Raw genomic sequence first — 14,321 nt, 5'->3', positions numbered from 1 at the left:
TCAGTCCCGCTCGATCACACGCACGTTCCGCCTCTGATCGAGCACGCCGTTCGGATCGCCGGCCCGGCGAAAAAGTGACCGAATTGACACATACAACCAGAGCGACCCAAGCAAAAATACCCCGAACAGCATGATCGGAATCAGAACCACAAGCGCCACACCAAACACCAGCGCCGCAACCAGGAACATGCACACCCGCGCCAGAAAACTCGGCCGCCGCCCAATCGAAACGAAAACGCGGCGAGCGCTATCGCCCGCCGCGTTCGAGAACACCGTGTACGTTTCAGTCAGGCGAGGCATGAAGAATCATACCCGTCCACTGCCCGGCGATTCACTTGCGACGACGTGTCGCGATCAGAGGCAGAGCCGCGAGACTGAGCAACATCGAGCCCGGTGCAGGAACCATGGTCATGAAGTCCTGGTGTGCACTGTTCGTATAGGCCTCGAACTTCCCGAGTTTCATCGAGTCGAACGAGATCGAACCGAAGAGCTGGTTCACAATCGAGCTGACACCAGAAGACAATGACGAGTTGCTCGTTCCCTGAGCCTTGAAGGCACCGCCCGAAAGACTCAGCGAAGAGAGCCCGATTTCTGCATCAAGGTCCATCACAACCTCCCACACCGCGATCTGAAACGCGGATGCCAGGTTCTTGTCCGCAGTCTCGGTCCAGATGTCCGGGCCAGCAGCGTGCGCCATCTCCGCGATGGCCCAGGCCTTGGCCAGTGCACCGCCGCGATGCGAGAGTGCATCGGCCAGCGATTCACGCTGAAACTCGGCTGTACCTTTCTGCGCATACTGATCGGGATCGATGCAGAACGTCACTGTCCGTTGCCCATCAATGTTGTGAATCACACTTCCCGAAAAGACATTCTGATAACTCCCTCCATTCACAGCAATACCCACGTTGTTGCCTCGCGACACGCCCGCGAACTGAAAGGAAACTACGTCGGCCGAGGCAACGGAACCGACGACGGCAACAGCGATCAACGAACACACAGTCTTCATGATGTCACTCCTTCGGGTTTGATTTGTTCAGCAGCCACCGGCCGCCACCGATCAAGGTGCAATTCGCCACACCTCACGACAACCCGCTGGAACAATCGAGTGACATTCCGCGCCCTTCTATACAGATCAGGAAGTTTGGGCGTATGCCCCCAATGTCCGAAACACCCTGCCCCGCCTGCCTCAGTCGCTTTTCATCAGCCGGTGCGGTGGAAAGCCTGTCGCAAACCACACAAAGTACGGATGCCCGCTATAATCGAAGTCTCTTCAAACACCACACAACAGGTAGTATGTCGTGCTCAAAGGTCCACAAGAAACAGTGCCGGCCTCAGACCTCAGCCCGGGCTTCATCCATCTCCATCTCCACAGCGAATACTCACTGCTCGATGGTGGAAATCGCGTTGATAAACTCGTCGATCGCGTCAAGCAACTCGGGATGGACGCAGTCGCCATCACCGACCACGGCAACCTGCACGCCGCCGCCATTTTCTACGACAGGGCAAAAACCGCTGGCATCAAACCCATCCTCGGCGTCGAGGCCTACATCGCCCCAGGACCACGCACCGACCGCACACACACCGGTGTCGCCGACGGCGGATACCACCTCGTCCTTCTGGCTGAAAACGAAACCGGTTGGCAGAACCTCATGCTCCTCTGCTCCGAAGCCTACCTCACCGGGTTCTACTACAAACCCCGCATGGATCGCGAACTCCTCGAACGTCACAACGAGGGCCTCATCGCAATCAACGGCCACCTCGGCAGCGAACTCGCCTTCCACCTGACGCGCTACGAAAGCTCCGGCGATCAAACGCACTGGGACAAAGCGCTCGAAGTAGCACGCTGGTACAGCAACATCTTCGCGCCCTCCGCTGCCGGCCCCCGCTTCTTCATCGAACTTCAGCACCATGTGCCCGAGCAGAACGCCATCAACCCGCACTTGATTCGCCTGGCCCGCGAGCTCGACCTGCCCCTCGTCTGCGACAACGACAGCCACTTCCTCCGTGCAGAGGACCACGACGCCCACGACACACTCATCTGCATCTCGATGGCCAAGAACAAGTGGGATCAGGATCGCCTGCGCTACACCCCCGAGCTCTACGTCAAGAGCCCGCGCGAAATGCAGGACATTTTCGCCAGCGACAACTACAACAATCAGGCATTCGGCAACGCCGGGCTGGAGGCTCTCGCCAACACCGTCCGCATCGCCCGCCGCTGCAATGTCGAACTCCCCGTCGGCGCAAGCCATGCCCCGGTCGTCGTTGTCAAGGCCCCACCAAAATCGCAATTACCCAAACACTCGGACGCAAGGTTCGCGGGCGATCTTTCCGCCTGGTACGCGGACTACTGCTCTCGCTTCATACTCGAACCCGCCACCGACCCCGGTCAGAATCAGGAGCACCTCAAGAAAGAATGCGACACTGCTCTGCGCATGCTCAGCGAAGCCGGCATGGTCTGGCGCTATGGCAGCCAGGTTCTCGACACGAAACACGAACACGTCGAAGGCACTCCCCAGGCTGCTGAAGCACGCCAGAAACTCCCCGACCGCGACGACCTCGCGCAGCGTTTCGACGCATGGGCTCGCCTCAATCGCGAACTCCAGATCCTCGCCGACAAGAGCATCAGTGCCTACTTCCTCATCGTGTGGGATTTCGTCAACTGGGGCCGCCAGCACGGCATCCCCGCCAGCGCCCGCGGCTCGGGTGTCGGAACTATGGTCGGCTACGTGCTCGGCCTGTCCAACGCCTGCCCCGTGCGCTACGGCCTGCTCTTCGAACGATTCACCGACCCCGACCGCTCCGAGTATCCCGATATCGATATCGACCTGTGTCAAGATGGCCGAGGCGCAGTCATCGACTACGTTCGCGAGAAATACGGCCATGTCGCGCAGATCATCACCTTCGGAACGATGAAAGCCCGCGCTGCTGTCCGCGATGTCGCGCGCGTTCTGGCCATCTCGCTCCCCGTTGCCGATCGTGTCGCCAAACTTATCCCCGAACAACTCAATATCACGATCGACTCTGCCATCGAAACCGATCCGGACTTCGCTGCCCTCGTCCGCGGCGAAGCCCGCGCTCTCGAAGCCATCAACAAGGATATCGGCCCCGACCAGCAGGTCTCGCGCGAACGCATCACACAGCTGATCGACAACGCCCGCACGCTCGAAGGCCAGGCCCGACACTGCTCGGTCCACGCTGCGGGCGTCATCGTCGCCACGCGCCCCCTCCACGAAATCGTCCCTCTCTACAAACAGTCCGGCGCAGCCTCCCACGAAATCGTCACGCAATGGGACGGCCCCACATGCGAGAAAATGGGCCTCCTCAAGATGGACTTCCTCGGCCTGCGCACGCTCTCCGTCATCGAGCGCGCCAAGAAAATCATCCGCGAAACACTCTCCGAAGAAACCATCTGGCAAGCGGTCGGGCAATCTCTTCCCACCCAGAGCACGCCCGTCGCACCTTCGCAGTCGCTCATTCACCCCCTCGACCTCGACCGCCTCACGTACGACGACCCGCGCGTCTTCGAACTCTTTCAGCGTGGCGACACCACCGGAGTGTTCCAGTTCGAATCCGGCGGTATGCGACGCCTCCTCGTCGAAATGAAACCCGACCGTCTCGAAGATCTCATCGCCGCCAACGCCCTCTTTCGCCCAGGGCCTATGGATCTCATTCCTGACTACAACCGCCGCAAGCACGGCGAAGTACCGGTTCCCCAGATCCACCCGATCGTCGATCGATTCACCGCCGAGACCTATGGCGTCATGGTCTATCAGGAACAGGTCATGCAGATCGTGCATGAACTCGGCGGCATTCCACTGCGCTCGGCCTACTCGCTCATCAAGGCCATCAGCAAGAAAAAAGCCAAGATCATCGACGCCAACCGCCCCAAGTTCATCGAGGGCGCGGGCCAAAAAGGCCTCCCAAAGGCAAACGCCGACGAACTCTTCGAACTCATCCTCAAGTTCGCCGGCTACGGCTTCAACAAAAGCCACTCCACCGGCTACGCCATCGTCGCCTATCAGACCGCATACCTCAAGACCTACTTCCCCGCACAATACATGGCCGCATTCCTGAGCTACGAAAGCCAGGCCCAGAAAATCAGCGATTGGATCCCCTATCTCGAAGACTGCCGTCGCACACGCCGCCCCAATGGCCGCGTCGGCATCGAGGTCCGCCCGCCCGACATCAACATTTCCAAAGCCGAGTTCACCGTGGCGTTCGATGACGATGAGCCACACGATCCTTTGCATGGGCACATTCGCTTCGGGCTCAAAGCCATCAAGGGTGCCGGCGAAAAGGCCATCGAAGCCATCATCGCCGAGCGAGACGAAACACCACCCCAGAACCTCATCGACACGCCCCCCCCACGCACTCCAAAGCCTTACACATCGCTCTTCGACTTCTGCGAACGCGTCTCGCCCGCAGCTGTCAACAAAGCCACCATCGAAAGCCTCATCAAAAGCGGCGCGTTCGACGCCCTCCACGCTCGCCCGCAGCGAGCCGCCATGATCGCAACCATCGATCAGGCGGTCAGCGCCGGTCAGCAGGCCGCCGCTGATCGCGCCAGTGGCCAGGGCTCTCTCTTCGGCATGCCCGAAGCTACCCCCACCACAACCACTACAGCAGCAGCATCGCTCGCCAAGGCAACCCCTTGGCCCGAAGCCGATGCACTGCGATTTGAGAAGGAAACCCTCGGCTTCTACGTTTCAAGCCATCCGCTCGATCGCTGGGGTTCGTGGATCCGCGCCTTCGCCTCGACCGATCTCTCAGGCCTGCGCGATCATCCACAGGATCGCCGCATTCTCGTCGGCGTCATCGCTCAAAGTGTGCGCACCATTGTCAGCCGAAACGGCAAAAACGCCGGACGAAAAATGGCAATCGTCACCATCGAAGACGTCGCCACCACCGCCGAAGCCGTTCTCTTCCCCGATACTTACGACCAGTTTGCACACATTCTCGAAACCGAAGAGCCTTTCTTCGTCTCGGGCCGGCTCGATCACTCGCGCGGCGACCCGCAGATCATCGTCGATCGCCTCGTCCCGATCGATGGCACTCCCAAGGAACGCGGCAAAGTCCTCGTTGTCATTCGCGATGGCATCGTCAATGGCAACGCTTCTCGCATCCTCCCCCAGGTGCGCGATGCACTCGACCGCCACGCGCAACTCAATGAATCACCAACTGCCGACCGTGTCGCACCTTCACCCCTCGAGTTTGCCGTTGAAACCGAGCAAAGCGTTATTGTCCTTGAGCCACGCCGCAACGCACGCGTGCCATTTTCGCCCAGCCTTGTGACGGAACTGTCCTTATTACTCGGCGAAGGCAGCGTGGTCTATGCCGGCGGTGTCGCTGTCGAAATAACCAAAGACGACCGTCGTGCTAAGTACCGCAAAGGGTGATCAGGCCTCACTCCTTCGACTCCCATCGCGTGTTGAGCCTGTGCTCGACGCCGAGTAGATCGAGCACCTTGCCAGCAACAAAGTCCACGATGTCCGCCACACTCTGAGGCTGCAGATACAAACCCGGATTCGTCGGGCAGATGATCGCGCCCGCCAGCGTCAGCGTTCGCATGTTCTCGATATCAATCAGATTCAGCGGCGACTCGCGGTGACACACGATCAAAGGCCGGCGCTCCTTAAGCGTCACCATCGCCGCCCGCGTGAGCAGATTGCTCCCTGAGCCAGTCGCTAGCGCCCCAAGGCTCGTCGAACTGCACGGCACCACCACCATCCCGCTGTGCAGAAAACTCCCCGACGCGATCACCGCCCCCACGTCCTTGTTCGGGTGAATCACCAGCCGCGACGACCACTCTGCTGCATCGAACGGCTCCAGCCGACGCCGCAGCCCCACGGGCACCGGGCCGTCACCCGAAAGATGCGAAAGCAGCGCGTCGAGTTCCAGCCGCGTAACCCTCGCTTCATCCGCCAGCAGCCGCCTTCCATACTCTGTCACAACAAGGTGAACTTCTCGCCCGGCGTCGAGCAGCAGTTCCACCACCCGCAGCGCATACGCCGCCCCCGAAGCCCCGCTGACCCCGACTACTACCCGTTTGGATGGGGGAATACTGCTCATGCCGATGGACAATCCTAAGTCGCCGCCGCCTCGAACGTCGGCGTACAGTCTTGTGGTCCTTCTACCTGGGAGTCTCAACCGTGGGTTCGATCCGCACATCATTCTGGATGCTTTGCGTCATTTCCGCTTGCGCAGTGGTGTCGGGATGCGTCAGTTATTCGACCTATCCAGAGGTCAAGGGCCTCGCGCCAAGCAACCCGAACTTCATCCACGTCAAGCCCATCGTGCGCGAGTCAATCAAGGAAATCATCACCCAGTTCCACCAGGACGAGTTTGGCACATTCGCCGTCAACCTGCCCAAGGGCATGACCCTCGAAGCCCAGTACTCCATTCTCGATGCGCTTGATGACCGCGCACGCCTGCTGACGAGTCAGACTCTTGATCGGCCCATTTACCACGTCGGACGCATCTGGGTTCGCGGCACGCATGCCAAAGTTGACATCGTCCGCCCCATTCTCGAACTCGGACCAAGCCCCTCCGACGTTGTCACTTACCAAGGCATGACCGTCTGGCTCGAAGGTGGTGTCTATCCGTGGGGCGTCACACGCGTTCAGCCTTGGTCCATCGGCGTCGTCTCGCCACCCGAACTCAACCTCCTCGACGAGGAGACCCCTGGTTGACCTCAACCTCCGTCCATCGTCCCGGCGCAACCGGCACGACATCCTCCGGGCCGCGACATCTCATTTCCATCCGAAGCACGCCCCTCGAACGTCTGCGCCACATCCTCGCCGAAGCCCGTACCTTCACCCCCGACCAGAGCCTGCGGGGCCGAACCTTCGCCACGCTCTTCTTCGAAGATTCCACGCGCACGCGCACCAGTTTCATCGTCGCCGCCCAGCAGCGCAGCGCCACCGTCATCGAGCTCTCAACCGCTTCCAGTTCGCTCAACAAGGGCGAAACGATGATCGATACTGCTGCAACGCTCGCCGCCTTGGGCGTCGAAGCTGTCGCCGTTCGCGCCAGACAAGCCGGAGCAGCAGCACTCATTGCCCGCTGCATTCCACACCTGTGCGTCATCAACGCTGGCGACGGACGCCATGAGCACCCGACTCAGGCCCTGGCCGACGCACTCACCATCGCCGAGGCCCTCGATCGACCCACCTTCGACTTCCATAACCTGCGCGTCGCAATCGTCGGCGACATCGGAGCCTCGCGCGTCGCTCGCTCCAACATCGCGCTCCTTGGCTCGCTCGGCGCTCAAGTCACCTGCGCCGGCCCACGCACCCTTGTGCCCGAGTCGCTCGCATCACTCGGGTGCAAAATCTCCTGGTCCATGGACGAGACAATCGCCGACGCCGACGTCATCATCATGCTTCGCATTCAGTTTGAACGCTACGCCACAGCCAGCAGCACCATCTCCTCGCCGCGCGAATACCGCGCCCACTTCGGCCTCACCGAGTCCCGCGCACGCCAACTCAACCCCGATGCCATCATCATGCACCCCGGACCCACCAACCGAGGCCTCGAAATCGACCCGGCCGTCGCCGATGGCACTCTGCCCGGTGTGCCGCGCTCCGTCATTCGCGACCAAGTCTCCAACGGCGTGCGCGTGCGAGCAGCACTCCTGAACGACTGCCTCACCGGTTCATGAAGCACGCACACCCAACTTCGCGCACACCTGCTCCACTTCAACCCCCCGAATCAGGATCGTCTTTTCAGGCGAAGTCTGCCCATGCGCAATCTCGAGCGCCGACCGACGAATCCCCAGTGCTCGCGCCAAAAGCGCGATGATCGCCGCGTTCGCGCGCCCGTCCTCAGGCGGCGCAGCGACCCGCACCTTCAGACGATCACCCAGCAAACCCGTAATCGCGTCTGCCCGAGCACCCGGCACCGCCTTGACCCGCACAACCACTCCTTGCGGGGAGGACTCGATCCATCCCATGCATGCAACCGTAGACGTCCGAGAACCGAATTGCTTGGGTAAAGCGCCCTTCGCGTGGTACACTCTTTATGCATCTCGGGTCGATGGAGGGGGAATCATGAAGCAGTTTGTCTTACTCGGATTCGCAGCGATCTGTGCGCTTTGTGCGCACGCTCACGCACAACTCCGCCCCGACCAGGTTCTCGTCGTTTACGACAGCCGCCGAGCCGTCTCTCGCGATGTCGCCGAGTTCTATGCCGGTTCGCACCTCGTTCCAGGTGGGGCCGGTGGCTTCCCGGGTGTCTACGCCGGCTTGCGCGTTTTGAACCTCCAAGCCACCGGCGCACCAGTCTCCGCGCCCGGAAACACGACCTACAGCGACTACCTCGTCCAACTACGCAACCCCATCCGCGCCCATCTTTCCGCAAATGGCCTCACTCATAAGATCCGCTGCATCGTCCTCACCAAAGGGCTCCCGCACCGCATCTTCGACACCGACAATCCTTCCGTCGGCGATCAGCCCGGCAACATCGGCACCGAATTCCTCTCCGGCGACGCCACCTGCGCCAGCGTCGATAACGAACTCACACTCCTCTGGCAAGACCTCGAAGTTGGCGAAAACGGCGGAGCAGGCGACAGCAAATCCGACGGCATGATTCCAAACCCATACCGCAACAAAAGAGTCCCCATCGGAACCTTCACCAACATCAACATCGACAAACCCAAATCGTTCATCCCCTCGGGAGGCATCGGCGTCTACTGGATCAACAACCCCAACGCCCCATACGAAAACCAGTTCACCGCTGGCGACTTCCTCCTCGTCGTGCGCCTTGACGCGCACACCGTTCAGGACGTCATCGACATGGTCAATCGCGCACAGAACCTCATTTACGACACCGACATTGCCGGATTCGTCATCGACGAATCCAACTCCGACGGCATCCTCAACCCAAACCCCAATTCCGAACTCGACAATCAGGGCGGCCAACTCTACATGGGTGACGACTACGAAACCGCACGCGACCGAATCCTCTTCGACGGACGTTTCAACCCCGCGAACATGCACTACAACGCACTGAGCGGCACCAACAACTTCATCGTCGGCCCCAACGTCGATTACAACGGTAACGGCCTGCTCGTCACCACGCCACTCATCCTCCTCGCACACTACGGCTCAAACCACGGCAATGCCCCCAACAACGGCGCAGGCGTCAGCGCCAACGACACCTTCGCCGAGAGTTTCAACTACCTCCCCGGAGCCATCTTCAACACGCTCGAAAGTTTCAACGCTCGCGCCTTCGGCCCCCTCGGCACGCGATTCAATCAGGAACAAATCGCCGACTTCATCGCCGCAGGCGGAACCTTCGGCCTTGGCCACTGCTGGGAGCCCTTCGCCTTCGGTGCCACCAAGACCCACCCGCTCGTGACTAATTTCATTCTCGGCCGCCTCACCTGGGCCGAAGCCGCCTACACCGCAATCCCCGCTCTCAGTTGGCACTACATCGTCGTCGGCGACCCGCTTGCCCGCGCACATCTCAAGTCCGACGATGTCAACAACGACGGACGCGTCGACATCGAAGATATCTACCACTGGCTCAAGAACCCAACCGACATCAACCGCGACGGCGTCGCCAACGCTCTCGACCTGCAACTCATCGAAAACAGTGTTCGTGGCAGCGTCTTCGAGGACCAAGGCGGCATCGGGCGCTAACTCCGGCCTTCAGAACAGAAAGCGAAAGCCCAGCGTCACCATCAAATCCGTGCGCGGCCTCTTATCCACATCTTGCACAATCGGTAGCCCCACCGCCGCCTCCAATGCAAACCGCCGCGCCTCGTAGAGCAACCCCGGGCCTGCCAGTATCTCATTGTCCCCATTCGTCTCATAGAGCCCATTGAGTTCCAGCGTCAGATACGTCGCAGCAGTCGTGTCGGCACTGTACTCTGCCGGCGAGAGTCGAAAGAGATACGCCGAGTCATACCGCAGTGCGTCAGCACGCCCATCGCCGCGCCTCACCGAGTACCGCTCGCCGCCTGTGTTCACCTTGTAGATCAAACTCTGATTGAACCCATGCCGCCCGAGAATCGCCGTAAACACCGCCCCGGCAAACGGATCAAAAGAATCACTCGAAGCCGACCCATCTCCACTCGGCACCTCAATCCCACCGAGCACCGCAAACCGAACCGAATCGACCGGGTTCAGGTCGCGCTGGAATGGTCGATACTTGAGTGTCAGCGCGATATCTCCAAGAGCCAGATCCCGCTCCGTCACGCTCGCCGACTCCTCGCTCGAAAACACGAGTGGCACATCGATACTCAACGACACATCTCGCCGTAGCCCATATGTCAGCGACGTGTTCATCACAACCTTGTCGATGTCCCGGTCCTCGGACGAAGGATCACCACTCATGTGCAGAAACTGAACTTTCTGCCTCAGGTACCACTTCCCCTGCGCAGGCTGTGTCGCAGCCGGAGTGTTCGTCGCTTCCTGCGCAGCACACCATGCCCACCCCGGCAGCACAACAACCGCGATCGCGACAGTCCTATTGAGCATGGATTATCCCTTTGCCGCACAACACCACACGCCGCGTCAGTGCGCCGCAATCCTGACCAGCGAAAATCCGCTCCGATCGACCGCGTCCTTGAGTTGCTGATGCGAAACAGCTACCGATGGATCGAGCGCGAGCGTCGCCTCGCCAGTGCTCATGTCCAGCTCGACACTGCGTACGCCCGGCACATCCATCAGGGCGCCATCGACGTTGCTCGCGCAGAGCGGGCAACTCATGCCATGAATGGTGAGCACGACACGCTCGCCCTGAATAAACGCAGGCTCGCTCGCAACATCCAATCGCTCCGTCTGCCTCGTCTCCGAGCCACACCCCACCATCACCCCAGCCACAAGACCCAGCAACGCGCACCCCGTCAATGTCTCGTGCTTGATGTTCATTTTCTTCCTTTCAAGCGATGACCATTCGCCGCACCGACCTCACTCAGCGTCCGAGTTTCGCAACCAGGCCGAGCAGTTCCTCAACCATCGCGTCGCGCTCAGCACCTTTATGCTCCATCGCCCTTGTTGCACAGTGCTTCAGGTGATTGCGCATAAGATTGCGCCCGACTGCCGACAGCGATTCTCGCACAGCCGAAACCTGAGTAATGATGTCAGCGCAATACCGATCGTCCTCGATCATGCGCATGATGCCTCGCACCTGCCCCTCAATGCGGGCCAGGTGCTTGAGATTCGCTGCCTTGATTTCCGCATCAACGCCGGCTGCCTTGCGCCCGCTCGAAGTGCCTTTCACCCCTGGACACGCTCCGCATCCGCATTCGGAGCCCTCTGCATTCGTACGAACTGCCCGAGCCGCACGGGCTACCTTGGCCGCGCGGGCAGACCCCATGCCAACCTTCTGTGCAACTTTCGCTCCAGCCATTGGCCCCTCCGCTCATTGGGCACATGTGATGTGTACAGAAAAGTATACCCCATGGGGGTATCTGAATCAACGTGACGCGCGCACCCATATCCCCAGCCCTCAAAGCAGTAAAAAGACAAACACCACCGCCTTGTTCAAGTTTCTTGCTGCGTCACCCGATAGGAGATCGCGCTTCCGAATCGTCGGTCGGGCGTTGTGCCCCCGCGATACCCGCTGTCTCGCGCGTGATCCCGAGTTTCGCAAGATGATCGTGCCACGCTTCGGTGTGCACCTGCCAGAAGTGTTCGAACGAATGCACCAGGCTGAACCGCTGCATGCGCTCATACGCCGCAGCCCCCATGCGCCGCCGCAGCCGCTCATCAGAAATCAGCGTCACCATCCGGTCCGCCCACTCATCAGCCGCCTTCGGAGAGAGCACAAATCCGGTCAGTTCATGGTCTACCACTTCCTTTGGCCCACCCACATCCGTCACCAGCACCGGCAGCGCCGAACCCTGACTCTCCATCACCACCTGCCCCAGCGTGTCCGTCGTCGATGGAAACACGAACATGTCGCTCGAAGCGTACAGCGTCGACAACTCCTCCCCGTGCCTGAACCCGAGGAAGTGCACGTTCTGACCCGACAATTTCCGCGCCATCGTCTCCCGGTAAGGCCCATCACCCACCACAATCAGTTCCGCATCCAGTCCCCGCGCACGACATGTATTCTGCACCATCGTCCAGATGTCAACCATCAAGGGCAGGTTCTTCTCCACACTCACACGCCCGACATACAACACCTTGACCGACTCGGCCCGCACGCCAAACCGCTTCCAGATCGTTCGGTCCGCAAAACCCGGATTGAACTCTCTCGTGTCGAACCCAGGCATCAGGCTCACAATGCGCTCGCGATCCAGCCCGAGGCCCGCCAGCGACTGCACATAATCCTCGCTGCGCGTGAAGATCGCCGTGAAGGGCTTGTAGAACCCGCGCATGAACGACTCGCTCAGCCTCGTCAATCCGCTGTCATCAAACAGCCTGTCGATGTACGCCGGGAAGTCCGTGTGATACACCCCGAGCACCGGAATGCGCAGCATCTTGGCTGCCAGAAATCCCACACACCCCACCGGCCCGGGCGTCGAAATGTGGATCACATCCGGCTGATGCTTGTCAATGTGCCTCAGAATCCGCATCAGAGGCGGCAGACACAGATCAAGATTCTCGTACTTGGGCAGCTTCGTCGCAAACACCGGATCAAAGTTGTAGATGTTCGGCAGATCCGGACACCGCAACTTCGTCGATGCGATCACCTGAAGATCGCGCCCGCTGCTGTGCGCACGCTCCGCGACATTGTGGATGAACCGACACACGCCATTGACATCCGCGATCGTGTCCGTAAACAGGCTCACACGCATCGGCCGCTCGACCACGCTCACGCCCGAGCCAGGCTGCGTAGTTTCATGCTCGAACTTCTCGATGAAGTTGCGCTCCTTGTTCTGATGAAACAAACTGATCAGGTACGGCAGCTGCGCCAGATACAGCACCGCATAACTCACCAGATGCTCGCTGATGCGCGCCGGATCGCGCTTGCGGAAACTGCGCACCAGCCCCGAACCCATGCTTCGGCTCAGCGCTTCGGTCAGATCCTGCGTGAACTCCGCCATGCGATCATGCTGACTCACCGCTGCGCCTTCGACCCACAACGTAGGGTTGAGCCTCTGTCCGATATCCGGGTACTTCTCGAGCAATGGCCTGATCTGCGATCGCAAAGCCTTTGAAACCGGCAGACTCCGTGCCTTGCGAGGCTGCCACATGCGCTTCGTTGCCTTGTAGGCCGCGACCCGGATCTTGCCGGGGCTTTCCGCCTTGATTCCCGCAAAACGCAAGAGTCGGCTACCCAGATATCGCCCCGACGGAGACTGCTGCGCGTGCAGTCGCTTGGCATAGTAGTTAGAACCCACCGTCGCCAACTGATGCGCAAGCAGCGCCGAGTGCCCCCCCACTCCGCCCGATTGCGACTTGCCCTGCATCACCCGGCGCAGGAACTCGCGCGGATCCGAAACTCGATCGGCCGCATCAATCGAAAGTGACGTCCATGTGCGCCCAACGTTGAGCAGTGCGTGATCATCCGAACCGCCCGTGCACCCCTTCTCCCAGACCCGAGGCCACAACGGCTCGATCCCGTGCGCCTGCACCAGACGATGCACAAGCCCCGGTGTCAACTGATCCACAAATCGCTCGATGGCCCGATTCTGCGTATCCGCGTGCGCGCCGTTGCGCGTCTCGAAGCATTTGAACAACAATGTCGCGCGCTCGATGTGCCACCGCTCCAGCCTCGCGTTTTGTACATACAACGGATGAGCGCACGAATGCGCCAGATTGTTCTCACGAATCCACGCTGCGAGCTTGTACACATCTTCGCGCAGCCCCAACTTGCCGATCTGCTCGTGCTGCTTGGGTGTGTGCCCCCACACCAGCACATGGAGCAGGCAGTGATCTTCCGGAAAGTATGTCGAAACTTCTTCGCCGATGATGAATCGCTGAAACCCGCGATCAACCAGTTCCATCGCGCCCTTGATCGAATCGTGATCCGTGATCGTCACGAAGTCCATGCCGCGCGCGATGGCCTGATCGAAAACCCGCTCCGGCGGGGAATAGCACTCCACGCACCCGATCAACCCCGCAGCCTTGTTCAAAGGCTTGTCCGATGCGTGCGAATGACAGTGCATGTCCATGCGCACAAACCCTGACCAATCCTTGTCAAACGGATGTGCCCCGCTTGTCGCGTCGGTACCTGGCTGGGATTGGGGTTGAGTCATCATGCTGATCCCGAGTCGTGCGGGTCGTCCCGCTCAATCGTATTGTAAGGGCGAAGCTCGTCGGAACTTGCCACAGGCTCCGATTTCGAAATTCGCACGATCTTTGCAATCAACACCGAATCATCTTGCACTTCTTGGAGTTTGCTCTCATGTAGTTGCAGGTCAGTGA

Annotated in this window: 12 protein-coding genes; 4 read left to right on the top strand and 8 right to left on the bottom strand. The window is 60.2% G+C overall.

Going from position 1 to position 14,321, the window contains the following annotated elements:
- Both KF757_01335 and KF757_01330 read right to left on the bottom strand, forming a co-directional pair.
- Entirely contained in the window at window positions 1-300 is a 300-nt protein-coding gene (locus KF757_01335; protein ID MBX3321611.1) for a hypothetical protein, read from the bottom strand.
- 31 nt (window positions 301-331) lie between these two features.
- Complete coding sequence (locus tag KF757_01330) at window positions 332-1,006, bottom strand: hypothetical protein (GenBank protein MBX3321610.1); 675 nt, start codon at window positions 1,004-1,006, stop codon at window positions 332-334.
- Window positions 1,007-1,322: 316 nt separating this feature from the next.
- Between KF757_01330 and dnaE the strand changes: the two genes are divergently transcribed.
- Window positions 1,323-5,396, top strand: coding sequence for a DNA polymerase III subunit alpha (gene dnaE / locus KF757_01325; GenBank protein MBX3321609.1), 4,074 nt, complete (start codon window positions 1,323-1,325; stop codon window positions 5,394-5,396).
- 7 nt (window positions 5,397-5,403) lie between these two features.
- Here the strand turns inward: dnaE and KF757_01320 are convergent, their stop codons facing one another.
- On the bottom strand, window positions 5,404-6,069 hold the full coding sequence (locus tag KF757_01320; GenBank protein ID MBX3321608.1) for a UbiX family flavin prenyltransferase: 666 nt from the start codon (window positions 6,067-6,069) through the stop codon (window positions 5,404-5,406).
- Between the two features lie 80 nt (window positions 6,070-6,149).
- On the opposite strand from KF757_01320, the gene KF757_01315 reads away from it, so the two are divergent.
- Both KF757_01315 and KF757_01310 read left to right on the top strand, forming a co-directional pair.
- Window positions 6,150-6,689: a hypothetical protein gene (locus tag KF757_01315; GenBank protein MBX3321607.1), complete on the top strand. Its 540-nt coding sequence runs from the start codon at window positions 6,150-6,152 to the stop codon at window positions 6,687-6,689.
- Window positions 6,686-7,660: an aspartate carbamoyltransferase catalytic subunit gene (locus KF757_01310; protein ID MBX3321606.1), complete on the top strand. Its 975-nt coding sequence runs from the start codon at window positions 6,686-6,688 to the stop codon at window positions 7,658-7,660. The genes KF757_01315 and KF757_01310 overlap by 4 nt, the downstream gene beginning before the upstream one ends.
- Here the strand turns inward: KF757_01310 and KF757_01305 are convergent.
- Window positions 7,655-7,951: a DUF167 domain-containing protein gene (locus KF757_01305; GenBank protein ID MBX3321605.1), complete on the bottom strand. Its 297-nt coding sequence runs from the start codon at window positions 7,949-7,951 to the stop codon at window positions 7,655-7,657. The two genes, KF757_01310 and KF757_01305, sit on opposite strands and share 6 nt — an antisense overlap.
- 97 nt (window positions 7,952-8,048) lie before the next feature.
- Between KF757_01305 and KF757_01300 the strand changes: the two genes are divergently transcribed.
- Window positions 8,049-9,641, top strand: coding sequence for a hypothetical protein (locus tag KF757_01300; protein MBX3321604.1), 1,593 nt, complete (start codon window positions 8,049-8,051; stop codon window positions 9,639-9,641).
- Between the two features lie 9 nt (window positions 9,642-9,650).
- On the opposite strand, the gene KF757_01295 is transcribed toward KF757_01300, so the two are convergent.
- From KF757_01295 to KF757_01280, 4 genes are all read right to left on the bottom strand, one after another.
- A complete protein-coding gene (locus KF757_01295; protein ID MBX3321603.1) occupies window positions 9,651-10,481 on the bottom strand; it encodes a hypothetical protein in 831 nt (276 codons plus the stop codon).
- Window positions 10,482-10,517: 36 nt separating this feature from the next.
- A complete protein-coding gene (locus KF757_01290) occupies window positions 10,518-10,874 on the bottom strand; it encodes a heavy-metal-associated domain-containing protein (protein MBX3321602.1) in 357 nt (118 codons plus the stop codon).
- A gap of 43 nt (window positions 10,875-10,917) precedes the next feature.
- The gene (locus KF757_01285; protein ID MBX3321601.1) at window positions 10,918-11,322 is read right to left on the bottom strand and encodes a metal-sensitive transcriptional regulator; all 405 of its coding nucleotides are present in this window, start codon (window positions 11,320-11,322) and stop codon (window positions 10,918-10,920) included.
- 184 nt (window positions 11,323-11,506) lie between these two features.
- Entirely contained in the window at window positions 11,507-14,155 is a 2,649-nt protein-coding gene (locus KF757_01280) for a glycosyltransferase (protein ID MBX3321600.1), read from the bottom strand.
- Window positions 14,156-14,321: the final 166 nt, after the last annotated feature.

Source organism: Phycisphaeraceae bacterium (assembly GCA_019636795.1).
Lineage (GTDB): Bacteria > Planctomycetota > Phycisphaerae > Phycisphaerales > UBA1924 > JAHBWW01.
The sequence above is the reverse complement of the archived record's forward strand: the minus strand, read 5'-3'. Positions and strand labels throughout refer to the sequence as shown.